The sequence below is a fragment of the Arthrobacter oryzae genome (genome assembly GCF_031454875.1).
GTDB lineage: Bacteria > Actinomycetota > Actinomycetes > Actinomycetales > Micrococcaceae > Arthrobacter > Arthrobacter oryzae_D.
The window spans coordinates 22712-36810 of the sequence record NZ_JAVDRQ010000005.1 but is presented as its reverse complement, the minus strand read 5'-3'; the positions used below and the strand labels follow the sequence as shown (position 1 = coordinate 36810).

Annotated in this window: 13 protein-coding genes; 3 read left to right on the top strand and 10 right to left on the bottom strand. The window is 67.8% G+C overall.

What is annotated here, in order from left to right:
- Nucleotides 1–95 precede the first annotated feature (95 nt).
- From J2805_RS10220 to J2805_RS10210, 3 genes are all read left to right on the top strand, one after another.
- Nucleotides 96–1145, top strand: a complete 1050-nt coding sequence (locus J2805_RS10220; RefSeq protein WP_309975775.1) for a methionine ABC transporter ATP-binding protein — start codon at nt 96–98, stop codon at nt 1143–1145.
- A complete protein-coding gene (locus J2805_RS10215) occupies nt 1142–1813 on the top strand; it encodes a methionine ABC transporter permease (protein ID WP_309975773.1) in 672 nt (223 codons plus the stop codon). Before J2805_RS10220 ends, J2805_RS10215 begins: the two co-directional genes overlap by 4 nt.
- 145 nt (nt 1814–1958) lie before the next feature.
- On the top strand, nt 1959–2801 hold the full coding sequence (locus J2805_RS10210; protein ID WP_309975771.1) for a MetQ/NlpA family ABC transporter substrate-binding protein: 843 nt from the start codon (nt 1959–1961) through the stop codon (nt 2799–2801).
- Nucleotides 2802–2905: 104 nt separating this feature from the next.
- Here the strand turns inward: J2805_RS10210 and hemL are convergent, their stop codons facing one another.
- The 10 genes from hemL to hemE form a co-directional block, all read right to left on the bottom strand.
- On the bottom strand, nt 2906–4249 hold the full coding sequence (gene hemL / locus J2805_RS10205; RefSeq protein WP_309975769.1) for a glutamate-1-semialdehyde 2,1-aminomutase: 1344 nt from the start codon (nt 4247–4249) through the stop codon (nt 2906–2908).
- Between the two features lie 13 nt (nt 4250–4262).
- A complete protein-coding gene (locus J2805_RS10200) occupies nt 4263–5411 on the bottom strand; it encodes an LLM class flavin-dependent oxidoreductase (protein WP_309975767.1) in 1149 nt (382 codons plus the stop codon).
- Entirely contained in the window at nt 5411–6391 is a 981-nt protein-coding gene (hemB, locus tag J2805_RS10195; protein WP_309975765.1) for a porphobilinogen synthase, read from the bottom strand. Before hemB ends, J2805_RS10200 begins: the two co-directional genes overlap by 1 nt.
- Complete coding sequence (locus J2805_RS10190) at nt 6388–7305, bottom strand: uroporphyrinogen-III synthase (RefSeq protein WP_309975764.1); 918 nt, start codon at nt 7303–7305, stop codon at nt 6388–6390. Before J2805_RS10190 ends, hemB begins: the two co-directional genes overlap by 4 nt.
- Before the next feature lie 18 nt (nt 7306–7323).
- Nucleotides 7324–8322, bottom strand: coding sequence for a hydroxymethylbilane synthase (gene hemC / locus J2805_RS10185; protein ID WP_309975763.1), 999 nt, complete (start codon nt 8320–8322; stop codon nt 7324–7326).
- Nucleotides 8319–9590, bottom strand: a complete 1272-nt coding sequence (locus J2805_RS10180) for a ferrochelatase (protein ID WP_309975762.1) — start codon at nt 9588–9590, stop codon at nt 8319–8321. The genes hemC and J2805_RS10180 overlap by 4 nt, the downstream gene beginning before the upstream one ends.
- Nucleotides 9587–10288, bottom strand: coding sequence for a hydrogen peroxide-dependent heme synthase (gene hemQ / locus J2805_RS10175; protein WP_309975760.1), 702 nt, complete (start codon nt 10286–10288; stop codon nt 9587–9589). Before hemQ ends, J2805_RS10180 begins: the two co-directional genes overlap by 4 nt.
- Before the next feature lie 128 nt (nt 10289–10416).
- On the bottom strand, nt 10417–11340 hold the full coding sequence (locus J2805_RS10170; protein WP_309975759.1) for a hypothetical protein: 924 nt from the start codon (nt 11338–11340) through the stop codon (nt 10417–10419).
- Nucleotides 11341–11406: 66 nt separating this feature from the next.
- Entirely contained in the window at nt 11407–12915 is a 1509-nt protein-coding gene (gene hemG, locus J2805_RS10165; RefSeq protein WP_309975758.1) for a protoporphyrinogen oxidase, read from the bottom strand.
- A 4-nt stretch (nt 12916–12919) separates the two neighbouring features.
- Nucleotides 12920–14041, bottom strand: a complete 1122-nt coding sequence (hemE, locus tag J2805_RS10160; RefSeq protein ID WP_309975756.1) for a uroporphyrinogen decarboxylase — start codon at nt 14039–14041, stop codon at nt 12920–12922.
- Nucleotides 14042–14099: the final 58 nt, after the last annotated feature.

Below are 14099 nucleotides of genomic sequence, written 5' to 3'. Positions count from 1 at the left end.
ATGCGGAAGTGACTCGCCAGTGGCTTCGCTGACATAATTAAGTTCAAAAGCGTGCTTGTGCTATGCCCTGCCCGAGGCCAACCTCCTGAGGATAAATGATCACAGTTACTGACCTTCGAAAGGTCTACCGCCAGGGGAAAAAGGAAGTGGTGGCCCTCGACGGCGTCACCCTTGCCGTTCCCAAAGGTTCCATTCACGGAATCATTGGCCATTCCGGCGCCGGAAAATCGACCCTGGTGCGTTGCCTTACGCTACTGGACCGTCCGACGGCCGGGTCAGTCAGCATTGACGGCACCGAACTCAGCTCCGTCAGGGACTCCGAAATCCGCGCGGCACGACGCCGCATCGGCATGGTTTTCCAGCATGCCAACCTCATGGACTCCCGCACCGCCGCGGGCAATGTGGCGCACCCCCTGGAGCTCGTCAAGACACCGAAGGACAAGATCCGGTCCAAGGTTGCGGAACTGCTCTCCCTCGTGGGCCTCGAAGGCTTCGAAAACGCCTACCCGTCCCAGCTTTCCGGTGGCCAGCGCCAGCGCGTAGGCATCGCCCGCGCCCTGGCCGCCGACCCCGACGTCCTGCTGTGTGACGAACCCACGTCTGCGCTGGACCCGGCCACCACGGACGAAATCCTCGACCTCATTCAGGACCTCACCAGGCGGCTGCAGCTCACCGTGCTCATCATCACGCACGAAATGAACGTGGTTAAGCGTGTCTGCGACTCGGTGTCTCTGCTGTCCAAGGGCCGCATCATCGAGCACGGCGCACTGCAGGACGTGGCTGGCGACCTTGAGAGCAAACTGGCCAAGGCACTTCTGCCGCTGCCGGCATCCGAGCCCCTGAAGGGCGCGCTCCAGGGCGGCCCCGTCCTGGAGATCCTGTTCGCCGGTGACAACGCCAAGGAGCCGGTTCTCACCGGAGTCGCGCGGCATTTCGACATCGACCTCAATGTCCTCGCCGGCAGCGTGGAGACACTGGGCGGCCAGCAGTTCGGGCACCTTCGTGTACAGCTCGCCGAAAATGCTGACTACGACGCCGTCCTCGCCTACCTTCACCGGCGCGGAATAGGCGCGAAGCTGGCCGAGACCACAACGGCAGCCGGCGATGCCGCCGAATTGAACGACGTGACGGGAAGGAACTCGTGAACGACATCTTCAGCAACCCCGTCCTCGCCAAGGCCCTGCCCGAAGCAATCGTTGAAACCCTGCAGATGGTCGGAATTTCGGCCTTCTTTACGGTGCTGGTGGGCCTGCCCCTCGGCGTCTTCCTGCACGTAACGGCGCCGGGCGGTCTCCGTCCGATGCCTGTCACCAACCGGATCATGAGCGACGTCATCGTCAACATCACCCGGTCCATCCCGTTCGCAATCCTGATGGTGGCGCTCATTCCGCTGGCCCGCCTGCTCACCGGCACCAGCCTCGGCCCCATCGCGGCGTCGGTATCGCTGTCCATCGGCACCATCCCGTTCTTCGCCCGCCTGGTGGAAACCTGTCTCCGGGACGTCCATCACGGCAAGATCGACGCCGCCCAGGTCATGGGTTCCACCAAGATGCAGGTCATCAACAAAGTGATGCTGCGCGAATCGCTTCCGGCCCTCGTCGCGGCCACCACCACAACAGTGGTCACCCTGGTGGGATACTCGGCCATGGCAGGCCTGGTGGGCGGCGGAGGACTCGGGAAGCTGGCGTACAACTACGGCTTCCAGCGATTCGACGTCACGGTCATGATCGTCACCATCGTCCTGATCATTGTCCTGGTCCAGGTCATCCAACTGGTCGGCGAACGGATCTCCCGCAGCCTGGACCACCGCTAAGCCCACCGCCACCGCCGGCCCGCCGTCCAGCGGCCCCAAGGCACTCTTCACTGCAGCAGGTAGCCGCCGGCTGCATCTATGCCGGAGACGGTGCCGGGCGAAAGCCCGCCGTCGAACTCCCAGCAATTCGAAAGGAACGCATCAGATGCGTAAATCACTCTCCCTTCTGGCCACCGGTATTGTCACCGCCCTGGCGCTGACGGCCTGCGGCGGTTCGTCCAGCCCCAGCGCCGACGTCAAGACCCTTGACCCCGCCAACCCTGCCACCCTGTCCGTCGGCGCCAGCCCCGTCCCGCAGGCAAAGATCCTGGAGTTCCTCAATGAGGACCTCGCCCCGAAGGCCGGCCTGAAGCTGGACATCAAGGAGATCGAGGACTACCAGACGCCGAACACCGCGCTGAGCGACGGCTCGCTGGACGCCAACTACTACCAGCACCTTCCCTGGTACGAAGACCAGGTGAAGACCAAGGGCTACAAGTTCGGCCACGGCGAAGGCGTCCACATCGAGCCGTACGCCGCGTTCTCCGAGAAGGTCAAGGACATCCAGGACATCCAGGACGGTGCCAAGGTTGCCATCACGAACGACCCGTCCAACCAGGTCCGGGCACTCAAGGTTCTCCAGGTAGCCGGGCTCGTGAAGGATATCAAGGACGATTCCTCCGTGCTGACCCTCACCGACGAGCAGAACCCCAAGAAGCTCAATTTCTCCGAGAACCAGCCCGAACTGCTGATCAACGACCTCAAGGACCCCTCCGTGGACCTTGCCCTGATCAACGGCAACTTCATCCTCAAGGCCGGCCTGAGCACCAAGGACGCCCTCGCAGTGGAGTCCGTGGAAGACAATCCGTACGCGAACTTCCTGGCCTGGCGCGAGGATTCCAAGGATGACGTCCGGATCAAGAAGCTCGACGAACTCCTGCACTCCCCCGAGGTCAAGGCCTTCATCGAAAAGGAATGGCCCAACGGTGACGTGACGGTGGCTTTCTAAGCATCCGCTCCTCAGCACGAACAGAAAATCCCCGTCTCCTGGACATTTCCCCTTCGCTTTTGGCGGGGATTCGTCCGGGAGGCGGGGATTTCTGTTAAAGCGCCTTACAGTGCGGCGGGCACGGCTGCCGCTGCCGCGGCCCGGGCTGCAGCCGGGAGTGCGTCAAAGATCCGGTTCATGGCGGCGTCGTCGTGTGCCGCCGAGAGGAACCAGGCTTCAAAGACCGACGGCGGCAGGTAGACGCCGGAGTCCAGCATGGAGTGGAAGAACGGCGCGTAGCGGAACACTTCCTGGCCCTGTGCGTCGTCATAGTTGTGGACGCCGCGGGCCGAGGTGCCGAACGCCACCGAGAACAGGTTGCCCGCGCGCTGGATGGAGTGGTCCACGCCTGCGGCGTCCAGCGCCGAGGACAGCGCCGCGGAGAGCTCCAGGGAGCGTGCGTCGATGAACGAGTACACCTCGGGGGTGGCGTGCGTCAGTGTGGCCACGCCGGCCGCCATGGCTACGGGGTTTCCGGACAGGGTGCCCGCCTGGTAAACAGGGCCCAGCGGAGCCAGGTAGTCCATGATGTCGGCCCGGCCGCCGAGGGCCGCCGTCGGCATACCGCCGCCGATCACTTTGCCGAACGTCAGCAGATCCGGGCTCCACGGCTCGGCGGCATCTGCCGCACCGCCGGTGAGGCCCCAGTATCCCGAGTAGCCGGTGCGGAAGCCAGTCAGGACTTCGTCCACGATGAGCAGGGCGCCATGGTCGCGGGTGATCCGCGACAGGCCTGCGTTGAACCCCTCGCCGGGCGTGACCACGCCCATATTGGCCGGTGCAGCCTCCGTGATGACGGCGGCGATGTTGCTGCCGTGCGCGGCGAAGGCGGCCTCCACCGCGGCGAGGTCGTTGTAGGGCAGCACCAACGTCTCGGCGGCGGTGGCCGCGGTGACGCCCGCGGAACCGGGCAGTGCCAGCGTGGCGACGCCGGACCCGGCCGCTGCCAGGAGTCCGTCGAGGTGGCCGTGGTAGCAGCCGGCAAATTTGATGACCAGGTCGCGTCCGGTGAAGCCGCGGGCCAGGCGGATGGCGGTCATGGTGGCTTCGGTGCCCGTGGACACCATCCGGACGCGTTCGGCGGCAGGTACGCGTTCCTTGACAATTGCGGCGAGGTTGGCTTCGTCCGGCGTCGAAGCGCCGAAGGAGAGTCCGCGGTCCACGGCGGCGTGGACTGCTTCGAGGACGGCGGGGTGGGCGTGGCCCAGCAGCGCGGGACCCCAGGAGCACACCAGGTCCACGTACTCGGCGCCGTCGGCATCCTTCAGGTACGGGCCCTTGGCGGACACCATGAACCGCGGGGTCCCGCCCACGGAACCAAACGCCCGGACGGGTGAGTTGACGCCGCCCGGCATGAGCTGGCGTGCACGGTCGAAGAGTTCCTCATTGCGAGGAGAGCTGGAAGTCATGGTTCCTATTCTTTCAGTTTGCGGGAGCGTGCCCGGACAGGAGCTCGGCCACCCGGGGCGCCACTACGGTGCCGAACAGTTCGATGCAGCGCATCATGGCGGTGTGCGGGAGCGTGCCGTTGCCGTATTTGAGGTCGAAACGGTCAACGCCGAGGTTGCGTTTGAGCAGGACGATTTTCTGTGCCACGGTCTCGGGCGAGCCTACATACAGGGCGCCTTCCGGCGCGCACATGGCATCGAACTCAGCCCTGCTGGCCGGACCCCAGCCGCGCTCGGCTCCGATCCGGTTGCGCTGCTCCAGCCAGTGCGGAAAGAGCTCCTCGCGGGCGGCTTCGTCGGTGTCCGCGATGTGGCCCGGCGAATGGGTGGCGACCTGCTGCATCGGATGGCCGTACTTGGCCATCGCCTCGCGGTACAGGTTGACCAGGGGCGCAAAGGAGCGGGGCTGCCCGCCGATGATGGCGAAGATGATCGGGTAGCCGTACTCGGCGCACCGCAGGACCGATTCCGGGGTACCGCCAACACCGATCCAGGCCGGCAGCAGATGATGCTCCAACGGCGGATAGACGCTCAGCCCGCCGAGGGGCGGGCGGGTCCGTCCTTCCCAGTGCACCGGCTTCTGGGCGCGGACCTTGTCGAAGAGCTCCAGTTTTTCCTCGAACAGGACCTCATAGTCCGCCAGGTCCAGGCCGAACAGAGGGAAGGATTCAATGAAGGAGCCCCGCCCCAGCATGACTTCGGCGCGGCCTTCGGAAATGGCGTCGACGGTGGAGAAACGCTGGAAGACGCGCACGGGGTCATCGGAGCTGAGCACGGTCACGGCGGACCCGAGCCTGATGTGCTTGGTCTTTGCCGCTGCGGCGGCGAGGAACACCTCGGGGGCGGAGACGGCGAAGTCCCGGCGGTGGTGCTCCCCCACGCCAAAAGCGTGAAGTCCGACGTCGTCCGCCAGTTCCGCCTGCTCCAGCAGCTGCCGCAGCACCTGCGCATGCGGCACCGGGTGCCCATCGGGGTATACCCCGACATCGCCGAAAGTGTTCAGACCGAGCAGGACTTTCCCCGGCCCGACGGGCGCAGTCGGGCTGGCGCCCGGGGCGGTGACCGTGGCAGCTGCGGCCGGGGCCGCTGAACTGCCGATCCCCGGAATGGACTCCGCGCTCATCAGGATTCCTTCAGCCAGCCGGCAAGCTCGGACGCCCAATAAGTCAGGACCATGTTGGCACCGGCGCGTTTGATGCCAAGGACCGATTCGGTGATGGCGGCACGCCGGTCGATCCAGCCGTTGGCGGCAGCCGCTTCAATCATGGAGTACTCGCCCGAGATCTGGTAGGCGGCGACCGGAACGGTGCTCATCGCCGCGACGTCGGCGAGGATGTCGAGGTAGCTCATGGCGGGTTTGACCATCACGAGGTCCGCGCCTTCGGCCAGGTCCAGCTCCACCTCGAGGATGGCTTCGCGCCGGTTGGCGGCGTCCATCTGGTAGGTGCGGCGGTCACCCTTGAGCTGCGAATCCACGGCTTCCCGGAACGGGCCATAGAAGGCTGACGCGTATTTGGCGGCGTAGGCCACAACGGCCGTGTTGGTGTGCCCCGCGTCTTCCAGCGCCTGCCGGATCACGCCGATCTGGCCGTCCATCATGCCGGACGGTCCAAGCATGTGCGCGCCCGCATCCGCCTGTGCCACGGCCATCGCGGCGTAGATTTCCAGGGTTGCGTCGTTGTCCACATAACCCTCGGCGTCGAGTACGCCGCAGTGGCCGTGGTCGGTGAATTCGTCAAGGCAGACGTCGCTCATGACCACGAGTTCATCGCCCACCTCTGCGCGGACGTCGCGGATGGCCTTGTTCAGCACGCCGTCGGGATCAAGGGAGGCGGTGCCCCGCGCATCGCGCTGAGCCGGAATGCCGAAGAGCATGATGCCGCCGACGCCCAGCTCCACGGCCTCGGCCGCGGCCCGCTTCAGCGAATCCGTGGTGTGCTGCACCACGCCGGGCATGGAAGCGATCGGGTTGGGTTCCGTGAGCCCCTCGCGGATGAAGGCGGGGAGGATCAGTTCCGGAGCCGCCAGCCGGTGTTCGGCCGTCATCCGACGCATGGCCGGGGTGGTGCGGAGCCGGCGGGGGCGGTGGGTCGGAAAGCTCATGATCTGTCCTTAACGTGGTTCTCGGAGTCGGGCGGTGGTGATGCGGAATGTCCTGGAGCCAGCGCCTCAATGACGGCGGAGACCAGCCCGGACGTAGTGGGTTGCTCAGCGACGGCGGCAACCGGCAGCCCCAGCCGCTCGGCCTCGGCGGACGTTGAACGCCCGATGGCCACGAAGCGGCAGTCGCCCAGCGGCGAAAGGCTGGCATGGATGCGCTGTGCGGCGCTGGGTGAGGCAGCGACGACGGCGTGGAGCCGCCCGGCGGCCAGCTCGGCTTTCGCTTCGGAAGGGGTTATCACTTCCCTGCTGCCGTAATTGCCGTCCGGGCTGAGGCTGCGGGCCGGATCCGCCGGATAGTCCACGGTGTGATAGGCAGTGACGGCCTGGACACTGGCACCAAGCGACTCCAGACCCGCCGCCAACCGGCTGTCTGCGATGTCCGCCTGCGGCAGGAATACACTGCCCTGGCCCTGCGGCCAGATGTCCAGGAGCCCCGTGCCGGACTGGAGCCTGGCGGGGGCCAGGTCAACGGTGATCCCCCGCGCTTCCAGCTCCCGGCGCGTGGCTGGCCCGATGGTGGCGACCCGGACAGTGCCGGGCAGCCACCGGCTCAGGGTGGCACCCCGTTCCCGTGCAAGTTCTTCGAGCGCCTGGACGGTGGTGACGCTGCTGATCACCAGCCAGCTGTACGCGCCCGCGCCCAAGGCGTCAAACGCGACTTCCAGCGAGTGCAGGTCCCGCGCACGCTCAAAGTCGATGAGCGGGAGCAGCAGCGGTTCGGCGCCGGTTTCCCGCAGCGCAGCCACCAGGGACGCGGCCCGGTCCGGGCTCCGCGTGACAAGGACGCGGGCGCCCTCAAGCACCCGCAGGCCTGGCTGGCCCTCCGTGCGGCCGGCGCTGCGCCGTCCCATCATGTGCCGGGGTCCGCCGGTTCAGGAAGCGGCAAGGTCCGCAATGTCGGCGGCGCCGCCCGCCAGCAGCACTTCGGCCAGTTCGATGCCAAGGAGCGTGGCACCCACCTCGGTGAGGCCGTCCGTGGCGCGCTTGTCGCGAACCGAGGCTTTGCCGTCAACGGCGCAGACCACGGCCTCCAGGTAGAGCATGCTTCCCTTGCGGAAGGCGTAGGCTCCCACCGGAGCCGCGCAGCCGGCCTCGAGCCGGGCCAGCAGGGCGCGCTCGGCCGTTACCGCCAGCCGGGTATCCGTATCGTCCAGGGCAGCGAGTGCCTGGGCCAGCGGCCCCTGGGAGCCCTCGGTGGATCCGGGCTTCCGCGGTGCGTCGGCCGTGCGGCACTCGATGGCGAGCGACCCCTGGCCGGCGGCCGGAAGCATCACGTCGGTTTCGAGGTATTCGCTAATGGCGTCCAGCCGGCTGATGCGTTCCAGGCCGGCGGCGGCCAGGACGACGGCGTCGAGGTCGCAGGATTTTCCTGCCGCCACTTCGTCGGTGGCGTTGCCGGGCAGTCCGGGAACGCGGCCCAAGCGGGTGTCCACGTTGCCGCGGATGTCCACGATGTCCAGGTCCGGACGGGCAGCCCGAAGCTGCGCCGCCCGGCGAGGCGAGCCGGTGCCCACCCGGGCGCCCTGCGGCAGGTCGGCCAGCTTGTAGCCGTCGCGGGCGCAGAGCACGTCGCGGACGTCCACGCGCTTCGGCGTTGCGGCCAGGGTGAGCCCCGGAGCGGCTCCGGTGGGGAGGTCCTTCAGGGAGTGCACGGCGACGTCGCACTGGTCACGCAGGAGGGCATCGCGCAGCGCCGCAACGAACACGCCGGTCCCGCCCATCTGCGACAGCGAGCCGGTCAGGACGTCGCCGTCGGTCCTGATGTGGACCAGTTCCACCGGGAAACCGCCGATGGCAGCCAGCTGGTCTGCTGTCTGTTGGGTCTGGGTGAGCGCGAGCTTGCTGGCACGCGTCCCGATACGGACGGTCACAGTGCTTCCTGTCCCGCCGACGGCGTCGCCGGAGCGGCCGGTGATTCCGACGGGTATCCGTCGTGGCCCGTGCCCACAGTGGTGTCGGCTCCCGCGATGGTGGGCTTCTCACCCCGGAAGTTGGAGCAGCAGCCCGGGCGGCATACGTCGTACCAGGGGCCCAGGTCGGTGACGTGGGGCCGGTCGGCGATGTTGTTCGCGGCGGTGCGCTCACAAATCAGGTCCACAATGCCGCCCACGAACTTGGTGTGCGTGCCGGGCGTCGGAACGCGGGTTGCGGCAAGGCCGAGGTTGCGGCAGGTCTCCAGCGCCTCGGTGTCCAGGTCCCAGACAACCTCCATGTGGTCGCTGACAAAGCCCAGGGGGACGATCACGATTCCCTTGATGCCCTGGCCGGCGAGCTCCTCGATGGCGTCGTTGATGTCCGGTTCGAGCCACGGTACGTGCGGGGCTCCGGACCGTGACTGGTACACGAGCGACCACGGCGCCGTCAGGCCGGATTCTTCTCCGACCCGGCGGATGACCTCGGCGCCGGTCGCCAGGTGCTGGGCAACGTAGGCCGAATCCTCGGCGAACCGGCGAGGCTCACCCTCCGAGCGTCCGGCGGCATCAGCGTCGCGCGTGGGAATGGAGTGTGTGGCGAACAGGACGTGGACCGGGGCGTCCGGTGTGCCGGATGCGGCCAGCTGGGCGCGGACGTCGGCAAGCCCGGCAGCGGTGCCTTCCACGAAGGGCTCCACGAAGCCCGGGTGGTCGAAGTACTGGCGGACCTTGTCCACTTCCAGTTTCCCGTCCAGGCCGGTCTCGGTCAGTGCCATGCCGATGTCCTCGCGGTACTGGCGGCAGCTGGAGTAACAGGAGTAGGCGCTCGTGGTGACCATCAGCACTTTGCGGTGGCCGGCGTCGTACACGTCCTGGAGGGTCTGCGGGATGTATGGATCCCAGTTGCGGTTGCCCCAGAACACGGGAAGGTCAATGCCGCGGGCTGAGAGCTCCGCTTCGATTCCCGCCTTGAGATCCCGGTTCTGCTGGTTGATGGGGCTGATGCCGCCGTTGGCGCGGTAGTGGTGCGAGACCTCTTCGAGCCGTTCATCCGGAATGCCGCGCCCGCGGGTGACGTTGCGGAGGAACGGAATGACATCGTCCTGGCCCTCGGGGCCGCCGAAGGAGGCGAGCAGGACGGCGTCGTACTCCTTCGGAGCCATCCGCCCGGCTTCGGTGACGGGGTTGACGGCGGTCACCGCCGCCTGGGATTCCAGCGGACTCATGCGAGGACCTCGGCGATCTCGGCGGCGGTGACCCGCCGGCCGGTGTAGAACGGGATTTCTTCACGGACGTGGTGGCGGGCCTCGGTGGCGCGCAGGTGGCGCATCAGGTCAACGAGGTCCACCAGCTCGGGGGCTTCCAGGCCCAGGATCCATTCCCAGTCGCCCAGGGCGAACGAGGACACCGTGTTCGAGATGACCTGCGGGAATTCGCGGCCCAGCATGCCGTGGTCGCGAAGCATGGCACCACGCTCGGCGTCCGGCAGCAGGTACCACTCGTAGGAGCGGACGAACGGGTAGACGCAAAGCCATTCGGCGGGTTCCACGCCGCGGGAGAAGGCAGGCGTGTGGTTTTTCGCGAATTCCGCTTCGCGGTGCACACCCATGGCTGACCAGACGATCTCGGTACCGGCGAAGAGCTGGCTGCGGCGGATGTCGCGAACCGCCTGCTGCAGGGCCTCCGGCTTGGGACCGTGTAGCCACACCATGATGTCCGCGTCCGCACGCATGGCCGAGACGTCGTAGCTTCCCCGGAGGACCACCCCGGCCGCTGCCAAACGAGCCGTCAGCTCGTCAAACTCCTCGGCAGCTTCGGCGCTGCGCAGGACGTCGGCGGAGCGCTTGAACACGGTCCAGAGAGTGAAGAACTGCTCGGCTGATTCTTCGGTTTTACTGACAGATTCGGCAGAAGTGTGGCTCATAGCTACCAGTCTGCCCCTTCGATGCAGCTAAGTCGAAACCGAGAACTTCTACAACGCGTAGAAGTGCTTAATTTCACATTACAACCGAATATGGGCCGAGCCGGCCCGATAACCGGCAGGCAACAGCCTCAGATCCTGCGCATGCGGACGAACGCGACGCCTGCGGCGCAGGCCACTGCCACGAGTCCGGCGCCCCACCACACCTGCGGTGACACGTCGCCCACGGGCGAAACGCTGACGGCAGAGCGCATGACCGGAGCGCTTGACACTCCGTAGCCAGGGCCGGACAACGGGATGACGCCTGCCGACGTCAGGGTGGCCATGTTGGCGGGACCGAAAAAGTTGGTGGTGTTCCAGGCGGACGCCGGTGCCGCCGATGCGGGGCCGGTGGCCGGGCTGCCGGCCGGCAGCCGTGATGCGCCACCCGCGGCAGGGGCGTCGGCGGCAGCTCCGGGAGCCGCCACTCCGGTTCCGGGGGCAGCAGGGGCGGCGGTTCCGGGAAGCCCTGAGGACGGCGCTGCGGGCGTGTCGGCGGGAGCCGCTCCGGTGGCGGGCGCGGGTGTGCCGGGCGTCTGGGTGGGACCGGTGGACGGCGCTGCCGCACCGCCGGTGGGGGACGGGGCGGGAGTTCCCGTCGGCGGCACTGTGCCGTAGGACGGCGACGGCGACGGCGACGTCGGAGTGGTGGGCGACGGTGAGGACCAATCCGGCTCGGTCGTCGGAGAAGGTGACGGGCTGGGCTGGGTCCGGTATCCGGGCCGCGTCGGCTTGTTTTTGCCGGGCTCGGGCGAGTCCGAGGGATCGGGCGTGGGACGGAGGACCACTGACGCCACGGCGTCCAGCAAGGGAACACCTACCTCCGCGGACGTGGTGGCTTCTGCGTCTGTGGTGGTGTCCGGAGCCGGAACGAGGGACACAGCGTGGGATGCAGGAACACCTGCGGAAAGGACTAGTACCGCTCCGAGCGCCGCTGCTGCCGTGCCGCGCCGAAGACCCCCATGGAAACCAGTCAGCGTTCGAGTTTCTTCGGACTTCTGAATGACCATAGTCATCGACCCTAGCCAGAATTACGTCTCATTAGAAACTTGCGTAGAAGCCTTGCACACGGTACTCGCGGGCTAGTGGAGGACGTCCGCCAGCTGCCTTTTGGTGTCGGCCACGACGGCGGCCAGGCCGTTTCCTGCCAGCCAGCCGCCCACCATCACCAGGTTTCCCTCGCGGGCGCAGACCCGGCGAACTTCGGCCACCCGCTGGCGGTGCCCCACCGCGGCGAACGGCAGCGCCCCGCCCCAGCTGACAACGTCCCAGTCCAGCACGTCATTCGACGTGACAGGTACGGTCAGGAGCGCCGACGCATCCCGTAAGGCCGCGTCAAGGAGCCCCTCGTCACTGACGTCCGCTTCGGTGCCGAGTGGCGGGCTGGCCGTGGCTTGCCGTGCGTCGCGTCCGGCCTTTCCAGCGGCCTCGCTCCGGCCGTACGACAACCGGACAACATGGGTGCCCGGCCCCGCCGCGGCCGCGAGCCAGTCCCATTTGGCCGTCGCATGGGTCAGCGCCTTGGCCTGCACACCGGGAGTCTGCGGAGCAACCAGAATGCCAGTTCCGCGTGGCCTGCGGTCCAGTTCGGGAAGGTCAACAACCAGTGTCACAAGCTTTACATCCGGCCCGGCGCCGGGCCGGTGCGCGGCCAAATCCGGCACTGACCCCTGCATCAGCGCGACCGCCGACGGGCCGTCAAGCGCCACCACCAGCAGGCCGGCGTCGTACGTTCGCTCCCCCGCTGAGACCCGCCAGCCGTCGGCCGTCCTGGCTGCTGTGTCGGCCCGGGTACTGTTCAGCAGCCTCACGCCGCGCCGGCGCAGTTCAGCTACGAGGGCGGCGATCAGGGTATGCATGCCGCCCTGGAGGCCGGCGACGGCGGAACCTGCCTTGGCGGGCTGCACCGGGGGCCGGCCCCCCGCGGCTGCCCGATCCTGCGCCGTACCGCCGCGCCGCTGGGCGGCCACGGCTGCGGCGAGGGAACCGTGGGTCCGGATCCCGGCGCGGAGCCCGGGCGCCACCATGTCCACGTCGAGCAGCCCGGGGTCGGCGGAGTGCACGCCTCCTACCACCGGTGCAACGAGGCGTTCCAGGACGCGGCGGCCCATCCTAGCGCGGACCAGGTCGGAAACACTGGTGACGGCGGCGCGGGTCCCCGCGGAGGCGGGCAGGAACCTGTCCAGCGAAGCACGGAGGGATCCCGCGAACCCAAGGGTCCTGCGCACTTCGGGGTCCCACGGGTTGGCGGGGATGCCCAGGACACCGGTCTTGGGAAGTTCCCGGGCGCCTTCGGGCAGCTGCACCCACGCCCCTCCCGGGTGGGGCGCCACGATGTTACCGGCGATGCCGAGTTCGGCCGCGAGATCCGCCACGGCGCTTGAGCGGGTTGCGAAGGACTCCGCCCCGCTGTCCAGCGTCAGGCCGCCCACCACGTGGCTGCCCACGCAGCCGCCCCAGGCGTCGCCGGCCTCCAGGACGGTGACGTCCCGGCCGGCCTTGGCCAGTTCCAGCCCCGCGAGCAGGCCGGAGATGCCGCCGCCCACCACCACTGCCGTTTGAACGGACGGTTCCGGCGTGGCTGCGCTCACCGCATTACTCCGGGGAAATCGAGTGAATAAGCTCGACGACGCGCGTCAGCACATCGGGGTCGGTTTCGGGCGGTACGCCGTGGCCCAGGTTCAGCACGTGGCCCGGCGCCGCGGAACCTGCCCGGATCACCTCCCGGACGTGGGCTTCGAGGACTGCCCACGGGGCGGACAGCAGCGCGGGATCGATGTTGCCCTGCAGGGGGACTGTGCCGCCCAGCCGGCGGTTGGCTTCGTCCAGGGGAAGCCGGTAGTCAACACCCACCACGTCGACGCCGACGTCGCGCATTGCCACCAGGAGCTCCGAGGTGCCGGTGCCGAAGTGGATCAGCGGTGCGCCCAGATGGCGGACGTGGTCCAGGGCACGGGCGGAGGCGGGGGCCACGAAGCGTTCGTAGTCTGCCAGGCCCAGAGAGCCTGCCCAGGAGTCGAACAGCTGCCCCGCGGAGGCACCGGCTTCCAGCTGGGCGCGCAGGAACATGCCCGAGGCGTCCGCCGCCCAGTTGGCCAGGGCATTCCAGGTCTCGGGATCGGCGTGCATCATGGTGCGGGGGCCGAGGTGGTCGCGGGAGGGCTTGCCTTCGACCATGTACGCGGCCAAGGTGAACGGCGCGCCGGCGAACCCGATCAGGGGCGTCTTGCCGAGTTGGGCCACGGTGAGCCGGACGGCTTCCCGGATCGGCTCCAGCGCCTCCCATGTCAGTTGCGGCAGTGCCGCGACGTCCTCGGCAGTGCGGACGGGTTTGTCCAGAACCGGGCCGACGCCCGGAACGATGTCGACACCCACGCCTGCCAGCTTCAGCGGAATCACGATGTCCGAAAAGAAGATGGCGGCGTCAACGTCGTGCCGGCGAACGGGCTGCAGGGTGATCTCGGAGGCCAGTTCGGGACGCAGGCAGGAGTCCAGCATTGCCACTCCTTCGCGCACCTTCAGGTACTCGGGCAGGGAGCGGCCGGCCTGGCGCATGAACCAGACGGGACGGCGGGACGGCTTGCCGCCGCGGTAGGCCGTGATGAGCGGCGAGTCAGCCGTGCGGCCGTCCATTAGCGGGTGCCCTGCATCCAGGGTGGCAGCGGAGGACGGGACGGTGGAGACCGTGCCGTCGGAGGTTGCAGCGCTTGAAGTCATGACTCCGATTGTCCCTAAATTCGCCTGCAAAAGATAACGACAGCCTGTCACCTTAAGC